Origin of the sequence: Candidatus Kuenenia stuttgartiensis (assembly GCF_900232105.1) — a bacterium.
In the GTDB taxonomy this organism is placed as follows: domain Bacteria; phylum Planctomycetota; class Brocadiia; order Brocadiales; family Brocadiaceae; genus Kuenenia; species Kuenenia stuttgartiensis_A.
The window spans coordinates 1069469-1085039 of sequence record NZ_LT934425.1 but is presented as its reverse complement, the minus strand read 5'-3'; the positions used below and the strand labels follow the sequence as shown (position 1 = coordinate 1085039).

At 41.5% G+C, this 15571-nt stretch carries 10 protein-coding genes, 2 tRNA genes and 1 rRNA gene; all 13 read left to right on the top strand.

Annotated features, from left to right (window positions below; all coding sequences use genetic code 11):
- Positions 1–344: 344 nt before the first annotated feature.
- The 13 genes from KSMBR1_RS05010 (at position 345) to KSMBR1_RS04950 (ending at position 15518) form a co-directional block, all read left to right on the top strand.
- Positions 345–1571 carry a 2,3-bisphosphoglycerate-independent phosphoglycerate mutase gene (locus KSMBR1_RS05010; RefSeq protein ID WP_099324337.1) on the top strand — a complete coding sequence of 409 codons (1227 nt, stop codon included), beginning with the start codon at positions 345–347 and terminating at the stop codon, positions 1569–1571.
- Between the two features lie 132 nt (positions 1572–1703).
- Positions 1704–2834, top strand: coding sequence for an AsmA family protein (locus KSMBR1_RS05005; RefSeq protein ID WP_157820395.1), 1131 nt, complete (start codon positions 1704–1706; stop codon positions 2832–2834).
- A complete protein-coding gene (locus tag KSMBR1_RS05000) occupies positions 2831–3415 on the top strand; it encodes a CvpA family protein (protein WP_099324335.1) in 585 nt (194 codons plus the stop codon). The genes KSMBR1_RS05005 and KSMBR1_RS05000 overlap by 4 nt, the downstream gene beginning before the upstream one ends.
- Before the next feature lie 225 nt (positions 3416–3640).
- Positions 3641–4030 (top strand): hypothetical protein, encoded by a 390-nt coding sequence (locus tag KSMBR1_RS04995; protein ID WP_099324334.1) that lies wholly within the window; start codon positions 3641–3643, stop codon positions 4028–4030.
- Between the two features lie 25 nt (positions 4031–4055).
- Positions 4056–5975, top strand: coding sequence for an acyl-CoA dehydratase activase (locus KSMBR1_RS04990; protein WP_099324333.1), 1920 nt, complete (start codon positions 4056–4058; stop codon positions 5973–5975).
- A gap of 22 nt (positions 5976–5997) precedes the next feature.
- Positions 5998–7329, top strand: coding sequence for a 2-hydroxyacyl-CoA dehydratase subunit D (locus KSMBR1_RS04985; RefSeq protein WP_099324332.1), 1332 nt, complete (start codon positions 5998–6000; stop codon positions 7327–7329).
- A gap of 358 nt (positions 7330–7687) precedes the next feature.
- On the top strand, positions 7688–8272 hold the full coding sequence (locus KSMBR1_RS04980; protein WP_099324331.1) for a TonB-dependent receptor plug domain-containing protein: 585 nt from the start codon (positions 7688–7690) through the stop codon (positions 8270–8272).
- Positions 8273–8455: 183 nt separating this feature from the next.
- Positions 8456–8686, top strand: a complete 231-nt coding sequence (locus KSMBR1_RS04975; RefSeq protein WP_099324330.1) for a hypothetical protein — start codon at positions 8456–8458, stop codon at positions 8684–8686.
- Between the two features lie 526 nt (positions 8687–9212).
- Entirely contained in the window at positions 9213–9599 is a 387-nt protein-coding gene (locus KSMBR1_RS04970; RefSeq protein ID WP_099324329.1) for a diguanylate cyclase, read from the top strand.
- Positions 9586–12885: a PD-(D/E)XK nuclease family protein gene (locus KSMBR1_RS04965; protein WP_164994668.1), complete on the top strand. Its 3300-nt coding sequence runs from the start codon at positions 9586–9588 to the stop codon at positions 12883–12885. The genes KSMBR1_RS04970 and KSMBR1_RS04965 overlap by 14 nt, the downstream gene beginning before the upstream one ends.
- Positions 12886–13640: 755 nt before the next feature.
- Positions 13641–15229: ribosomal RNA gene (locus KSMBR1_RS04960) — 16S ribosomal RNA — on the top strand.
- A 109-nt stretch (positions 15230–15338) separates the two neighbouring features.
- Positions 15339–15416 (top strand) — tRNA-Ile (locus tag KSMBR1_RS04955).
- A gap of 26 nt (positions 15417–15442) precedes the next feature.
- A tRNA-Ala gene (locus tag KSMBR1_RS04950) sits at positions 15443–15518 on the top strand.
- Positions 15519–15571: the final 53 nt, after the last annotated feature.

Sequence of the window (15571 nt, the reverse complement as noted above, 5' to 3'; positions counted from 1 at the left end):
ATGGAATGAATGCAGGATGGAAGGATCTCTATGACGGTTTATGAGATTGCTTCGGAAAAGACCCTCGCAATGACAAGCGGATACCCTTGTAATGACAAAATAAGTCACCAGTCATCATGTTTCATTTGCAACACCCAGAAACGATGAAAATGGTTTTATAACCATATCATGTTGTAGTATCTGTACTTAAACTATTTTTTGTATTCTTATTTTCGAGCCGGTACAAAGAAATTACTGATAAAGTACTAAAAAGAGGAGCTTGGGTGTGTAAAGGCATTTTTATCCCATTCTTTCCCCATTCCGTATTGATTTGAAAATCTATACATTAAAGGAGTATCAGAAAAATGTTGGAAAAAGTTATTTTAGTCATCTGCGATGGACTGGGAGACCGTCCAATAAAAGATCTTGGCAATTTAACCCCACTGGAAGCGGCAAAAACGCCAAACATGGACAAACTGGCTTCCGAATCTGAATGCGGAATGATGTACAGCTTGGGCCGTGGTTGTGTGCCTGGCAGCGACACATCACATCTCAACATACTAGGCTATGATTATAGAGAATATTATTCAGGACGCGGAACAATAGAGGTGACCGGCGTTGGTATGAAATTACAGGAAGGCGACGTTGCCCTGCGTGGAAATTTCGGCACGGTAGACGAAAATTTTATTATTAAAGACCGCAGGGCAGGCAGAATCAGGGGGGTAGCACCGTTAGCACAGGCGCTGGATGGCATAGAAATCGACGGCGTTACATTTCTCGTTAAACCTGGAACCGGCCATCGTGCGGCTGTGGTAATGAGAGGGAAAGGCCTTTCCAGTGCCATTATTGATGCCGATCCGCACAAACCGGACGTCCCTGTAAGGGAAGTTACCCCTTTAGATGAGTCTATTGAAGCAAAACATACCGCGCGAATATTGAATGTTTTTTTGAAAAAGGCATGGGAAATTCTCCAAAAACACCCTTTAAACGAAGAAAGACGAAAAAAAGGAGAATTGTTGGCGAACTATCTGTTAGTGCGCGGTGCAGGACAATACAAAGAGGTTCCCTGCTTTAAAGAACGTTATGCTTTCTCAGGGTGTTGTATAGCAGGAGGTGGGTTGTATAAGGGAGTTGCCGCTTACCTGGGAATGGATGTTATTGACGTCCCCGGCGCAACAGGCCTGCCGGACACCGATATTGAAGCTAAATTCATGGCGGCAATCAGCAACCTGAAGCATTACGATTTTGTTTTTGTACATGTAAAAGCCGCAGATTCTTTCGGAGAAGATGGAAATTTCAGAGGTAAAAAAGAATTTATCGAAAAGATCGACCACGCGGCGAGGCTTTTTCATGAAACATCGGAAAATACATTATTAATAATAACCGGAGATCATTCAACCCCTTGTGCATTGAAAAGCCATTCGGGTGATCCAATCCCCATCATTTTTCGCGGAACCGGTGTTCGGGTAGACAAGGTCGCTGCGTTTAATGAGCGGGATTGTACACGGGGAGGTATGGGTATTATTACCGGAATGGACATAATGCCTCAGGTACTTAATCTTTTCGGGAAACTCCCTTTAACAGGTGCATAATTTTACGAAGTATAAAAGAGGAACCACAGATTACACAGATTTAAAAAATTCGTCGCAAGTAGGGGCGTTCCTTGTGGTTGCCCATTACAATTGACTAATGACTCATGACCAATTTTTCACACAAATATGCAAATGCAGAAGAAAAAAGTATTATGGATAAAATGGTTGGTAATTTCTTTCTGTTTAACAGCTCTTGTTGTTGCTATTTCCATTTTCGTATTTCCCACTCTTCTCTTTGAAAAAAGCATCACGCAAAAAGTCGTTCTCTTGCTGGAAAACAAACTTCCTTCTTCCGCTCAAACAGGCACGGTATCATATCACTGGCCGAATCAAATCCGTATTTCTCTTATTATTCTGCAAAAGCAAAACAATGACCCGGAAACTACAACACAGTTTGATGACATACAGGGTACATTAAAGCTGTTTCCCCTCTTATGGAATCAGGTTATTTTTGAAAAAATTGAGGTTAAACAAATAAACTACGAAAATAGTTTATTGATTGAAGACTTGTTTACCGATACACTTTCTCTTAAAGATAACGAGATAACTACTCATGTGCAATTCAAAGCAAATGGCGGCAAAACATATCTTCACGGCGTTATGGAACTCAAAAGAGATATGCCGGAATTTAATATAACAATCAAAGCGCATGATGTTTACATAACACAAGAAATGCCTGTGCTCCGTGATTTGCCTTTATTTAAAAAGGATGGAAGCGAAGCAGGTGGCATTCTGAGCATTGAAGGACATCTGAGTGGAAAAGGGTTTGGCGGGAATATCCCAAGCAAAGATATTAAAGGCCGCTTTACCCTCAGCGTCCGGAACGGCTATGTTAAAAGCAATGTGCTTTTTTCTGCTTTGTCAGATATTATTACCATCGACGACCGCTATTCTTTTGATTTATTAGAAACAGAAGTGCTGATCGAGGAGGAAACAATGTATACCCCAAAAGTAATCGTTGATAGTCAGCTATTAAAGATGGAGGTATCAGGCATGATAGAATTCGGAGGAAAACTATTTTATAAAGCAAATGTCACGGTGAATGAAAGATTCGTAAACAAGGGCATAGAAAAGATTACAGGGATTGTTTTCAGGCAAAATGCCATCCCATTGGAGATACGCGGCGACATAAATGACCCGAAGATTTCAATAAAACTCTCTCAGGAAAACGTGGAACAACTTGTCAGGGGTATCGCAAATGATTTCTTACGTACAAATAAGGAAGTAAAGAAGGAAAGAAAGGCAGGGAATGGCCATAAATGATATGGATTGATTATTCGATTTTTGGTGTTTTGTTTTTTGCAATACTATTTGGATTTGTCAGCGGCCCTGTAATGCAGTTTCTCAGAATAGGATGCCTGCTCATCTCTTTCTTTGCCGCTTTTTTCTTCCACGGAGTAATTAGCAATATCCTGAAAGGCATTCTGTCTCAATCTGTTACGGATTTATTGAGTTATTTTACCATTTTCGGAGTAATCTTAGCCGTAACGTGTTTTATTACAAATCTGTTAAAAATCGTTATCAATAAAAGCGGCATATCTGTTGGGTCGAGGTTTTTCGGTGGTTTTTTGGGGATTTTTAAAGGGGTTCTCTTTTGCGGAGTAATTATCTTTGGCGTTTTATTATTCTGCAGTGAATCAACACGCGATAGGGTGAATACCTCAAAAATAGCAGCCCCCATAGGAAAAGGTATGCAAAGATTGGTTACAATTATTCCTGAAAGCGTAGCGAATAAAGTACGCTCCTATGCGGAAAAAATTGAGGAACTAAAAACGCAAAAGAAAAAAGAAGCGACTCCGGAAAAAGAAGTTACTCAGAAAAAAGAAGAAATCCCCCCGAATTGATCACGCACCATACACGATATTTTATAACACGATTCGACAGGGCAATTGACCTTTTGAACATACTTTTGGGTCACGCTTGTAATCTTAAGTATTACTATGTAACAATAATTTTTTGTTTGACAATCCATATTTTTTATATATTCTTACCCTTTTTGTTAGGTTCTTTATAAATTTGATTTAAGTTCTTTTAAATCAACAACTTTCTTAAAAAGGAGCTTTTGATAAATGAGTCCTCTTTCGAAAAATTTTCTTCGGGCAAGCCTGGTTTATTTTTTTATAGCGGCAATACTTGGTACCGTTATGATATCCATGAAAAGCTATCCCGCTCAATTATTGTTTTCTCATGTACATTTAAACCTTTTGGGATGGATGTCCATGATGATCTTTGGTGTTGGATATCATATACTGCCCAGATTTACCGGCAGGCCTCTCGCCTATCCTAAAATAGGCACACTTCAATTCTATCTTGCAAATATCGGGCTTGTAGGTTTAGTCTGCTTTCGCCCGCTTCATCCCCTGGTAGAAATTTTTGCCGGTATCGAAGTCATTGCCATAGGCTTCTTTGTTGTAAATATTTGGGTCAGCACCATACCGCCGAAACCAGAAACGGAATAATCTTAAAATAGGAGATTTTATAGTTATGTATACTATCGGAATAGACATTGGTTCTATGTCAACCAATGGAATTCTTTTAAATGATAAGAAGGAGATCCTTTCTGCAACAATCATCGCAACCGGTGCAAGCAGTAAAAAAGCTGCGGAAAAAACCCTTCAACAAATATTTACAGAGCATAATCTTACAGAAAAAGATATTAACTATATCGTAGCCACAGGCTATGGGCGCGTAAAAGTTCCTTTTGCCAATGAAGTAATAACGGAAATCACTTGCCATGCAAAAGGTGCAAATTATTACTTTCCTGACGCCAGGACAATTATTGATATTGGCGGACAGGACAGTAAGGTTATCAAAATCGATGGAAATGGCAATGTACTTGATTTTGTTATGAACGACAAGTGCGCCGCCGGTACCGGCCGCTTTCTGGAAGTTATGGCAAGAACACTGGAAATTGAGCTGGAGGAGATGGGAGAGATTTCCCTGCACGGAAAAGATAACGTTTCCGTGAGTAGCCTTTGTACCGTTTTTGCAGAATCGGAGGTTGTATCGCTTATTGGCGCCGACCACAAAACGGCGGATATTTGCCGTGGACTGCATATTTCAATCGCAAAACGTATTACCGCACAAGTAAAACGGGTAGGGTTGGAACAAAAGGTTGCCATGACAGGCGGCGTTGCTAAAAATATTGGCGTAGTAACGGAGCTGGAAAAAAACCTGGGCTGCAAAATTGAAATCTCAGGAGAGCCGCAAATTAACGGTGCGCTTGGGGCGGCGTTAATAGCGCTGGAAAAAGCGCAGGCGCAAAGCAACGTCTCTGTGTCGCTGTCAGGATCTGACAACAGCAAAAGTTTACTTGAAACTTCTATCGCGGATTTTTCCATTGAAGAAAGCAATTTGCCCAAGATCGGATATTTTTGTTCTTATACCCCGGTAGAAATTATTCATGCCGCAGGGTTTCATCCTGTCAGGATTAAAGGGACAGAACATGATTCATGCGCCGCTGACGAGGTGCTCTGCGGAAACATCTGCCCTTATATAAAGGCTGTTACCGATAGAAAGATTGAAGGTAGTCTGGAGGATTTTCAGGGAATGGTATTTGTCAATTCCTGTGACGGGATGAGGCGCCTTTACGATGCCTGGGTAAAAATGGACGAAGGGAAAGGGCGATTTAACTATATGTTGGATATTCCTAAAAATATTGATGACGCTGCGGTTTACTATTACGCCAACCTGCTCAAGAAATTTAAAGAGAAACTCGAGTCGTACTTCACCATGAAAATCCTGCCTGACGACATCAACCGGAGCATTGTCGTCTATAACTCGGTACGGGAAAAAGTAGGACAATGTTTGCAGAAATACTGGAACGGATATATTGCCCATTCGGGATACGAGATGTTTTCCTTGCTGAAAAAAGGAGTAAATGCAGTTCCAGAGAAGTTTAACACCTATTTAACGCATATTATTAAGCAGGGTGAAGGTGTACGCGACACACGCGAAGTACCGCGGTTATTCATCTGGGGTAGTATCATGGAGAATGAAAAGATAATGAAGATTATAGAGGATGCAGGTGCAAAGGTTGTGGCAGAAGACCTATGTAACGGCAGCCGGTATTTTGACGCCGTGGTGAGCATAAACGAAGAGCCTATTTTGTCCATTGCAAAACGGTATATCAAAAGAAGCCCCTGCTCCCGGATGGAAAATATCTTTGACAGGATTAATAAGGCATTAACGATTATGCAGGAAAAATCAATCCATGCTGCAATTTATCATACATTAAAATTCTGCGACCATAATCTTCTGGATTATCCCATGATAAAAAAGACTTTCTATGAAAAAAATATCCCGCTTCTCCATTTGAATTGTGACTACTCGTTAAGCAGCGAAGGACAAATCAAAACACGCGTTGAAGCCTTCCTTGAACAATTAATGGTTGCCCCAAAATAAGAAATACGTTAGAATTTTCTTTATGTCATTAATTTTAAAACTAAAGGAATGGGCAACCTCGCTCATGCAGCGACACTCACAGTTGCTTATCAGAGAAGGATTGCGGCTTTATAAGATATACCTCTTTTTCTTCCGCAACAAGAAAATCGGTGGGTTCCGCTCGCTGCAAGTGCAGATACACGTCGGGGTAAAACATCTTTTTAACGTGTATGCGCATCCTGACCGGACTATATGGACAACCATGTTTGTCCCCTCGGAAATATTGTTTGCCATGGGGCTTTATCCCTTTTGCCTTGAGATCGGAGCTGCCCTTTTTGCCGGAATAGGCCAAAGTTCCCGCGGCCTTATAGAAGCTGAATCACGAGGAGTTTCCACTGATATCTGCACCTTTCACCGCGCTGCAATCGGCCATGCATATAGAAACATTTTTCCGAGGAATATTCTACAGGTCGCCACGTCAACACTCTGTGACAACAATACCAAAACAGCAAAACTGTGTGAATGTCTGACGGGAAAGGACACGATCGTGATAGACATCCCTTACGAAGAAGATGAATATTCCGTTCAATACCTTGCCAAACAACTGGAAGATCTCGTCAAATATCTGGAAAAAACAACAGGGAGAAAGATGAGGCATGAAGCATTAGAACGAGCCTTTGAATACTCAAACAAAACACGGGAAAAGATTCTTGAAATCAACGAATTAAGAAAAGATCCTCTTTGCCCTCTGAAAGGCAGCAGTGCCTTAGGGTTTATGTTTCCCACCTATCTGCTTATCGGTTCCGGATTAGCCCTGGAATTTTATTCCAGTTTGGCGAATGAATTGCGCGAAAAGATTGCAGAAAATAAGACAAAATCCCCAAAAATCCCGCCCACAAATCAAATCAAAATTCTCTGGCTGGAATTAAAACCCTATTTCAATGTGGATTTCCTGCAAAATCTTGAAGAAAAAGAGAATGTTAAAATTGTCTTTGAAGAAACAAACTATGTTTACTGGGATAAGCTTGATGTGCAAAAACCATACGAAAGCCTTGCCAGAAAACATATCATGAATACGTATAACGGTCCGTTGGAACGGCGCATAGAAGTAGCAAAAATGCTAGCCCGTGAGTACGATGTTGACGGCGTTGTTGTATTTTCTTCATGGGGATGCAGAAGAAATAATGCAGCCGTACCCACTATTAAGAAAGAACTCAACAAAATAGGCTACCCCTTTCTCAGTCTCGATGGTGATTGCGTAGACGATAAAAACTACATGCCTGGACAGTTTTCTACAAGGATTGAAGGTTTCCTGGAAATGATACGTGGAAGAAGAGCGTCTGCCGCTCAACGTGAAACGTGTACTATTTCTTGAAAAACTATAACCGTTCTGTCGTAAAAACAAAGATGCTGATTGTTTTTACCCTGCCTTTTTCATATGGTAATAGTTTACCGCTGATTTTTAGTTTTAAACCTGATTTTTAGTTTTAAACCCAACCTGTACAAGCCAGAACCAAATAAGCGCGAAATACGAAAGAGGAACCACAGATTACACAGACTTCGTCGTGATCTCAGTCGAGCGATTTCGCAGATTGAAAGATTCATAACACTTTAGTTTTTTGAAATTTTTTTATCGATGGGGCTGCTTCGCTTGCCCCATCCTACACAAATAACGCCATCGTTGTCCGCATTTTTCAAAAAGCGAAGGTGTTGTCAATTAAGAAAATAACACAATGAGAGCCTTCATATTAGTTGTTATCTTTCTGTTAATATCATATTACACACACAGCGCAGAAGCAGAAAATGATCCTTCTCTGTTTCACCCGTATACAGACACCCAAAATCCAGCCGATACCCCATTACTCGATTTACTAAGCATGACCATCGAAGACCTTATAGACATAGATGTTGCTACCGTTTATGCCGCATCCAAATACAAACAGAAGGTTACTGAAGCCCCGTTATCTTTATCCGCCAGCATTGTCACTGCCGATGATATAAAGAAATACGGATACCGCACACTTACGAATATCTTGAGAAGTATAAGGGGTTTTTATGTGAATTATGACCGCAATTATTCTTATCTTGGCTCAAGGGGTTTTTCGCGTCTGGGCGATTACAATTCGCGATATCTTATCATGGTGGACGGGTTTCGCCTCAATGACGCTGTTTACGATACGGCATCCATCTGGACGGAATTCGTTCTGGATGTTGACCTCATTGACCGTGTTATGGTATTGAGATGCTCATTTCCGCCTCTTATTATGATAGCAACGGCAGAAGCCGCCTGTACTACAGAGAAAATGATATTGAAGTAGGAACACCGGGACGCTGCTTAACTGTTTGATTGAGCAAGGCGTTATCCGGCACACAGAAACAACTTACTTGTAAAAAACAGGGCGGCAAATACCTGTCCTTTTTTCCTCATTGAGTATTCAGCGAGAAAACGGAGAAAATCAGGGGTTTGTGCTTGTGGCATCAGACATTCCACGCGTAAAATCATGGATGAAGAACTCCGTGATACTATAGAACAAGGGAACCGTACTATCAAAGAGATGAGACACCTCGTGTATTTTTCAAGCCTTATGAATGACGAAGTGCATGAAGAATCGCTGTTTAATAATTTGGGAAGGACGTTGAAGGAGGATTTTTACCCCGATATCCTTGCAATAATGACGCTTGATACTGAAAGAAATATACTAGTACATCGTTTCATTAAAATGTGTACGTAAAAAAATGTCATTGCGAGGAGTGGAGCGACTAAGCAATCTCTTGTTCCCAAAAGACTTAAGATTGCTTCGCTGTAGCTCGCAATGACGGTATCAATGTAGATATTTTAATGAAACGTTATACTAGATAGTGTCTGAACGAAAACTATCTAAACAACTATTTATTGGATAGTTAAGACTACTAATTGTTGCAAATATTTGACGAATATTTTCATTAATCTCAAAAAATGCGCCATTTTCACGAAGATTATCATAGTCAAACTAATATTTTCCAAATTAGGATAAAAAGATTCGCGCTTATGCAACAATTTCAACTCTTAATACAGCAACAAGTTAAATAGTTTTCGTTCAGACACTAGATATGCCAATCGTATATTCGCCAATGCCGAAAGGTGAACTCATTAAAACGGATATATTCCTGAATCCTTCAGGCTGCAGGTGTGTTGCACACCGGAAAGGAACTTATAGTGAATGATATGAGCACGGAACCGGCCTGCGATTGCCTCAGTAGCAAATATAAAGAAGGAGGATGCGTTTACGTTCCCCTTACTATGGGGAAATGGCGATAGGCATGGTGCTGATGATAAAGAAAGAAAAGGGATTTTGGGATGACAGGGATATGCGAAAACTTCTATTGGTTTATGCAGGATTGGCATCATCTGCGCTTTACAGGGTCAGGCTTATGGAGTTCACCAAACATGCCGCAATAACAGACGCGCTAACCGACGTATACAACAGGAGGTTTTTTGAAGATATGTTTGAAAAACAACTTGCGTTGACGATAAGCATCGGGGTTTCCTCTTTTCCGTCGCATGAAACTGAATGCAGTGCTTTGTTGCGATCTGCTGACAAGGCATTGTACAGGGCAAAAGAAAAAAGCAGAGACAAGGTTGAGGTATCATATGTTATCGATTAAATTTGGGCACTACCATCCCTCGCTTGAGAACTCGTTTGTAGAAACTTTGCATACCATAAAAAGCGAAGATCCCTTATCCCCCATTGCCGTTATTGTTCCCACAAACTATATGCTTGAAAGGCTTCAGGAACGTTTGGTAAAGAAACATGACGTATCGTTTCTTAACGTATTTTTTCTCAATTTCTATCTCCTGGCAAGAGAAATATGCAGGAATTCAAAAAATGATATCGGGCATATCCGGCAGGAACCTTTTATTTACGAACGGATTATCACCAAACTTATCGAACAGGAGAGGCATCATATACCTTCCTTAAAAAATATAATATCGCCATCATCCATTGCCCGCTCAATGTTTCATTCTCTGCAAGACCTCACAGACGCCAATGTTAATGCAGATGATTTAAGGGCAGTTATTAATGAGCAACTTACCGGCGGTGCTGATATTCAAAAACTGTCTGATATATCGCGGTTATTTACTCTTTTCCAAAACACGCTGAATGCATCCGGCATATCCCACGATTCAAACCTCTATCGTTCGGCGGCAAAGCACGCTGCTGATTCTGAATATCTCAGAAAATTCAAATATATACTGGCATATGGTTTCTATGATTTAACCGGCGTGGAACAGGATTTTTTCTCTGAAATATTCAGATATTATCCAACAATATTGTTTTTGCCCTACAAAAAAAATCATGCCGTTTTTACCTACGTTAAACATTTCTACGAATCATTTTTGTTGGGGATCGCACGGGACATTGAGGATCTGCCCCCAGATGATCTACAGGGGTTTTCTTATTTAATGGACGCAGACTCGGAAACAAAAACCTCTCTGCATGGAGAATCCATGCCTGACGCCCCTTCATTGGATAACCTTAGCATCATCAATGTATCCGGCAAACATGATGAAATATGGGTGATTGCAAAGGAAATACTCAAACTCATTAATAAAGGTTACGTATTTGGCGATATAGGCATTGTCGCAAGAGAACTTGGGCAATATTTAAACATTATACAGGAGGTTTTTCAGGAAAACGCAATCCCGTTTACCACACTTGACAAGGAACCGATAGAAAAGTACCCCTTATTTACCATGATAAAACAATTGCTATTGCTGGATCGCGAAAACTTTTATCGTCCTATGGTTATCGATATTCTGGAATCACCCTATTTCAATATCCCTGTTCCTGAATTAAAAGACGTCCTTTCACGGCAGAATCTCTGGGATATTATTAGCAGGACAAATGGTATCCATAGCGGTATACGCTGCTGGTTGTCAAAACTTGAACAGTTAAAGAACGCAATGGCAGAGCCAGCGGAGGAAGATATTTTGCCTCACAATATCAATATCTCCTGCGATCAGATTGAGTCGCTGAAAAATATAGTGCAGTTGTTGTCAAATGATTTGCTTTCCCTGCAGGAAAAGGCGACCTGGTCTCAAATGTGTCAAAAAACAAAACTATTTCTCGATAAATATATACACATTCCTTCTGAAGACATAGATCAGGAAATTATAAAAAGAGATATTTTTATTAAAGAAAGAATATTTTGCCTGTTTGACACATTGTCTATTCTCGATCGTATCGATAAAGAAATTACATACGATCAATTTGCAGATACTTTCATAAACGCCTGCAAGCAGGAAGGGATCCAAGCCGGGACCGCTAATAATAAAGGCGTCAGGGTTATGAACGCCATGTCTGCTCGTGGCATACCATTCCGGATACTGTTTCTTGTCGGATTGAACGAAAAGGAGTTTCCACGCGCTATTTTTGAAGAACCATTTTTGCCGGACCATACCCGAAGAATACTATCCGAAGCGCTTGGGAATCATATTCCTGAAAAACTAAGGGGTTTTGAGGAGGAACGTTTGTTATTTTATTTCCTGCTCAATGCCGCGCAGGAAAGGATTTATCTTCTTTATGAACGTTCAGATGAGGCGGGAAAACCCAAAACCCCTTCCCACTACATAATGGACATCCTTCAAAATATAAAAGGAATACATACCCGCAATGAGGATAAAGAAAACAAGTCTCCTGTAAAAATGAACGTTCCCCGCAGCATAAAAAATAAATTATGCAAAGAAGATATATCGCTGCTTACACCCAATGAGGCCGTGATCCGTATGGTGCTGGAACATATAGACCCCTCATGTTGCATTAATGCAATCGGTGGCAACCTGGCAGCCTATACACGTTCCAAATCAGCGTTGCAGGCTATAGAATGTTTTAGCCCCTATCTCTCAGCATATGATGGTATTGTTTCCGATGGGGAACATTGGTACAAAAATCGTGTACAAAAAGGTTTTAATCCTACGATGCTTGAAACGTTTGGCGCATGCCCATTCCAATTTTTTATGAGAGAAATACTGCAACTGGAACCGTTGGAAGAGCCGGAAAAGGGTGAAACCATATCATTGCCCAAACTGGGCACTATCTATCATGAGATATTAGACACATTATATTGCCATTTAAAAGAAAAGGGATATTTCGATGGGAAAGCCGCCGATACAAATCCAGTTGAATACCTGCATAAAATTGCAAATGAATCATTTGTGAAAATGGGAAAACAAATACCAATTCCCTATCCGCTACTATGGGAACTCAAAAAGGATGAAATAGTCGCCGCTTTAATACATTTCCTGTCATGGGATATTAAACAAATTGAACACACGGGTTATAGCCCTGCTTTTTTGGAAGCAAGGTTACAATTAGCATTGCCAAAAGGCAAATTTGAAGACTATCCGGCAATTTTTTTTAAAGGAAAGATTGACAGAATAGATGTTAAAAAAAGCGGACAGGAAATATATTTCCGGCTGGTGGATTACAAATCCGGAAAGGCAGGCACTGAACATTTATTAAAAGCGGCCGTGTGCGGACAAAAATTGCAACTGCCATTTTACATATCAATGGCAGAACAGTTCCTGGTAAATACCTATAGAAAGGAGGTTTCTCTTCCCTCTGAAATAATATTCGACGAGGCTTCATTCGTTTATATTGCGCGCTGCATGAATGATGAAAATGGAGAAAGATGCCTGCAAAAAAATACCATAAATAACAATGAATGGGCACAGCATAAAGAATTTTTCTGGGCAACCGTCCATGAAATCCTGGCTATCATTCGCCAGGGATTGTTCCCCACCACGGGAAAAGAAAAAAACTGTCAGTGGTGTAAATTCGCTACCCTATGCAGAAAGGGACACCAACCTTCCCGCTTCAGGCTGGAAAACGATGAAAGGTTGCTGAACTACAGAAATAATATTACTAATAAAATTACAAAAATCAGATAAATTTGAAGCGACAAAAATTTCAAAACGTCTGATTCGGGGGGGATTTGGCTTTATATCAAATATTATGCGGGTTTTTTTAAGCCTGAAGTATTTCTTTTCCTGGAGATTTGGAAATGCTGTGAGTTTGGCCGTATTCTTTTTTGTGGCCATGAGTTGTTTACCTAAGCAGAAAATACATGCCTGAAACGGCTGGTTTCGTTGTTATCAGGGACGCTGCCCAATATTTAGTTCAACTATTTGTCACCTATTGTTGAGTTATTTCTTTCATTACAACTCTCGCGGATTATTAATCTTTTATATGTCTAATTTTGACAAGATATTACAGTCGTTTTGCTCTATGCAGCATCTGACGGTAAAAAATCACAATAGTGTAAAGATTCGAAAAATATTATAAGCAATATTAATGTATAAGCCTAAGTAATATTGCATGTTATAAGAATATTTTCAAAATATTATCGAATTTAAAGATTGAAATAATAGTTTTTGATGGTATTATCTTCGAAGTTCAATTTTTTTGTGAAACTGCTCATTGAGTACTAATCCTAAGTCGAGAAAGTATGAAATAAAAAAAAGTTTACTTTTTGCTTGATATCCTGAAGTTTAAATAGTATATTAAGGAAATGAGTGGTTTTGGAAGTTCTGTTCTTTTATAATTTAGAAGTCAATTGCGTGCGAGTACAAAAGCCATAACAATTTCTTTTTTTTGAATAGATGTAAAATTAAGTAGCCAGTTAGTTTGGTTAGCCTTTTGTTGTTTTATGAAGGGTATGATCTTGGCTCAGAACGAACGCTGGCGGCGTGGATTAGGCATGCAAGTCGAACGAGGAAGTGCCCCGTAAGGGGCGCAAGCCTAGTGGCGAAAGGGTGAGTAATGCATTGATAACCTGCCTTTGAGATGGGAATAACTGCGTTTCGAGCAATCGGAACTACCGAAAGGGCTGCTAATACCCAATAATACTATAGGTGCAAAAGCACTTGTGGTCAAATGCTAGGAATTCTGTTCCTTGTGCTTAAAGAGGGGTTAATGTCCTATCAGCTAGTTGGTGGGGTAATGGCCTACCAAGGCAAAGACGGGTAGCCGGCTTGAGAGGGTGGTCGGCCACACTGGGACTGAGACACTGCCCAGACTCCTACGGGAGGCTGCAGTCGAGAATCTTTCGCAATGCCCGAAAGGGTGACGAAGCGACGCCGCGTGTGGGAAGAAGGCCTTCGGGTTGTAAACCACTGTCGGGAGTTAGGAAATGCAGGTGCGTTAATAGCGCACTTGCTTGACTAAGGCTCCAGAGGAAGCCACGGCTAACTCTGTGCCAGCAGCCGCGGTAATACAGAGGCGGCAAGCGTTGTTCGGAATTATTGGGCGTAAAGAGCACGTAGGCGGCCTTGCAAGTCAGTTGTGAAAGCCTTCCGCTTAACGGAAGAACGGCATCTGATACTACAGGGCTTGAGTACGGGAGGGGAGAGTGGAACTTCTGGTGGAGCGGTGAAATGCGTAGATATCAGAAGGAACGCCGGCGGCGAAAGCGACTCTCTGGTCCGAAACTGACGCTGAGTGTGCGAAAGCTAGGGGAGCAAACGGGATTAGATACCCCGGTAGTCCTAGCCGTAAACGATGGGCACTAAGTAGAGGGGTTTTGATTATTTCTCTGCCGGAGCTAACGCATTAAGTGCCCCGCCTGGGGAGTACGGCCGCAAGGCTAAAACTCAAAAGAATTGACGGGGGCTCGCACAAGCGGTGGAGCATGTGGCTTAATTCGATGCAACGCGAAGAACCTTACCGGGGCTTGACATGGTAGAAGTAGAATCCTGAAAGGGTGACGATCGGTATCCAGTCCGAAGCTATCACAGGTGTTGCATGGCTGTCGTCAGCTCGTGTCGTGAGACGTTGGGTTAAGTCCCCTAACGAGCGAAACCCTTGTCTTTAGTTGCTAACGGGTAATGCTGAGCACTTTAGAGAGACTGCCGTCGTTAAGACGGAGGAAGGTGGGGACGACGTCAAGTCATCATGGCCCTTATGTCCCGGGCTGCACACGTGCTACAATGGTCGGTACAAAGGGATGCTAAGTCGCGAGATGGTGCGAAACCTATAAAGCCGATCTCAGTTCAGATTGGAGGCTGAAACTCGCCTCCATGAAGTTGGAATCGCTAGTAATCGCGGATCAGCTACGCCGCGGTGAATATGTTCCCGAGCCTTGTACACACCGCCCGTCAAGCCACCCAAGCAAGATGCACCCAAAATCGCCTGCCTAACCCGTAAGGGAGGGAAGTGCCTAAGGTGTGTTTTGTGAGGAGGACTAAGTCGTAACAAGGTAGTCGTAGGAGAACCTGCGGCTGGATCACCTCCTTTCTAAGGATTGTTGTAACGGTTTTGTCTCGCGCGCAAAAGGCTTCTATTTTTTTTGTAAGTTATATTGCCTTTGGAAACAGAGTGTGGCCCAAATATTGCTCGATGGTTTGGGCCTATAGCTCAGTTGGTTTAGAGCATTCCCCTGATAAGGGAAAGGTCAGTGGTTCGAGTCCACTTAGGCCCACCATTTTCTTTTATACGTCCGGTCTGAAGGGGGATGTAGCTCAACTGGGAGAGCGCTGCCCTTGCAAGGCAGAGGTTAGCGGTTCGATCCCGCTCATCTCCACCAGTTTGATTTCTTTGCGCAAGGTTTTTAGGTCTTGCGGTAACTGGTCGCCTGTC

Bases quoted from the DNA above. Each gene is read 5' to 3' on its own strand.
- KSMBR1_RS05010 (WP_099324337.1), top strand. From the start codon at position 345: ATGTTGGAAAAAGTTATTTTAGTCATCTGCGATGGACTGGGAGACCGT.
- KSMBR1_RS05005 (WP_157820395.1), top strand. From the start codon at position 1,704: ATGCAGAAGAAAAAAGTATTATGGATAAAATGGTTGGTAATTTCTTTC.
- KSMBR1_RS05000 (WP_099324335.1), top strand. From the start codon at position 2,831: ATGATATGGATTGATTATTCGATTTTTGGTGTTTTGTTTTTTGCAATA.
- KSMBR1_RS04995 (WP_099324334.1), top strand. From the start codon at position 3,641: ATGAGTCCTCTTTCGAAAAATTTTCTTCGGGCAAGCCTGGTTTATTTT.
- KSMBR1_RS04990 (WP_099324333.1), top strand. From the start codon at position 4,056: ATGTATACTATCGGAATAGACATTGGTTCTATGTCAACCAATGGAATT.
- KSMBR1_RS04985 (WP_099324332.1), top strand. From the start codon at position 5,998: ATGTCATTAATTTTAAAACTAAAGGAATGGGCAACCTCGCTCATGCAG.
- KSMBR1_RS04980 (WP_099324331.1), top strand. From the start codon at position 7,688: ATGAGAGCCTTCATATTAGTTGTTATCTTTCTGTTAATATCATATTAC.
- KSMBR1_RS04975 (WP_099324330.1), top strand. From the start codon at position 8,456: ATGGATGAAGAACTCCGTGATACTATAGAACAAGGGAACCGTACTATC.
- KSMBR1_RS04970 (WP_099324329.1), top strand. From the start codon at position 9,213: ATGCGTTTACGTTCCCCTTACTATGGGGAAATGGCGATAGGCATGGTG.
- KSMBR1_RS04965 (WP_164994668.1), top strand. From the start codon at position 9,586: ATGTTATCGATTAAATTTGGGCACTACCATCCCTCGCTTGAGAACTCG.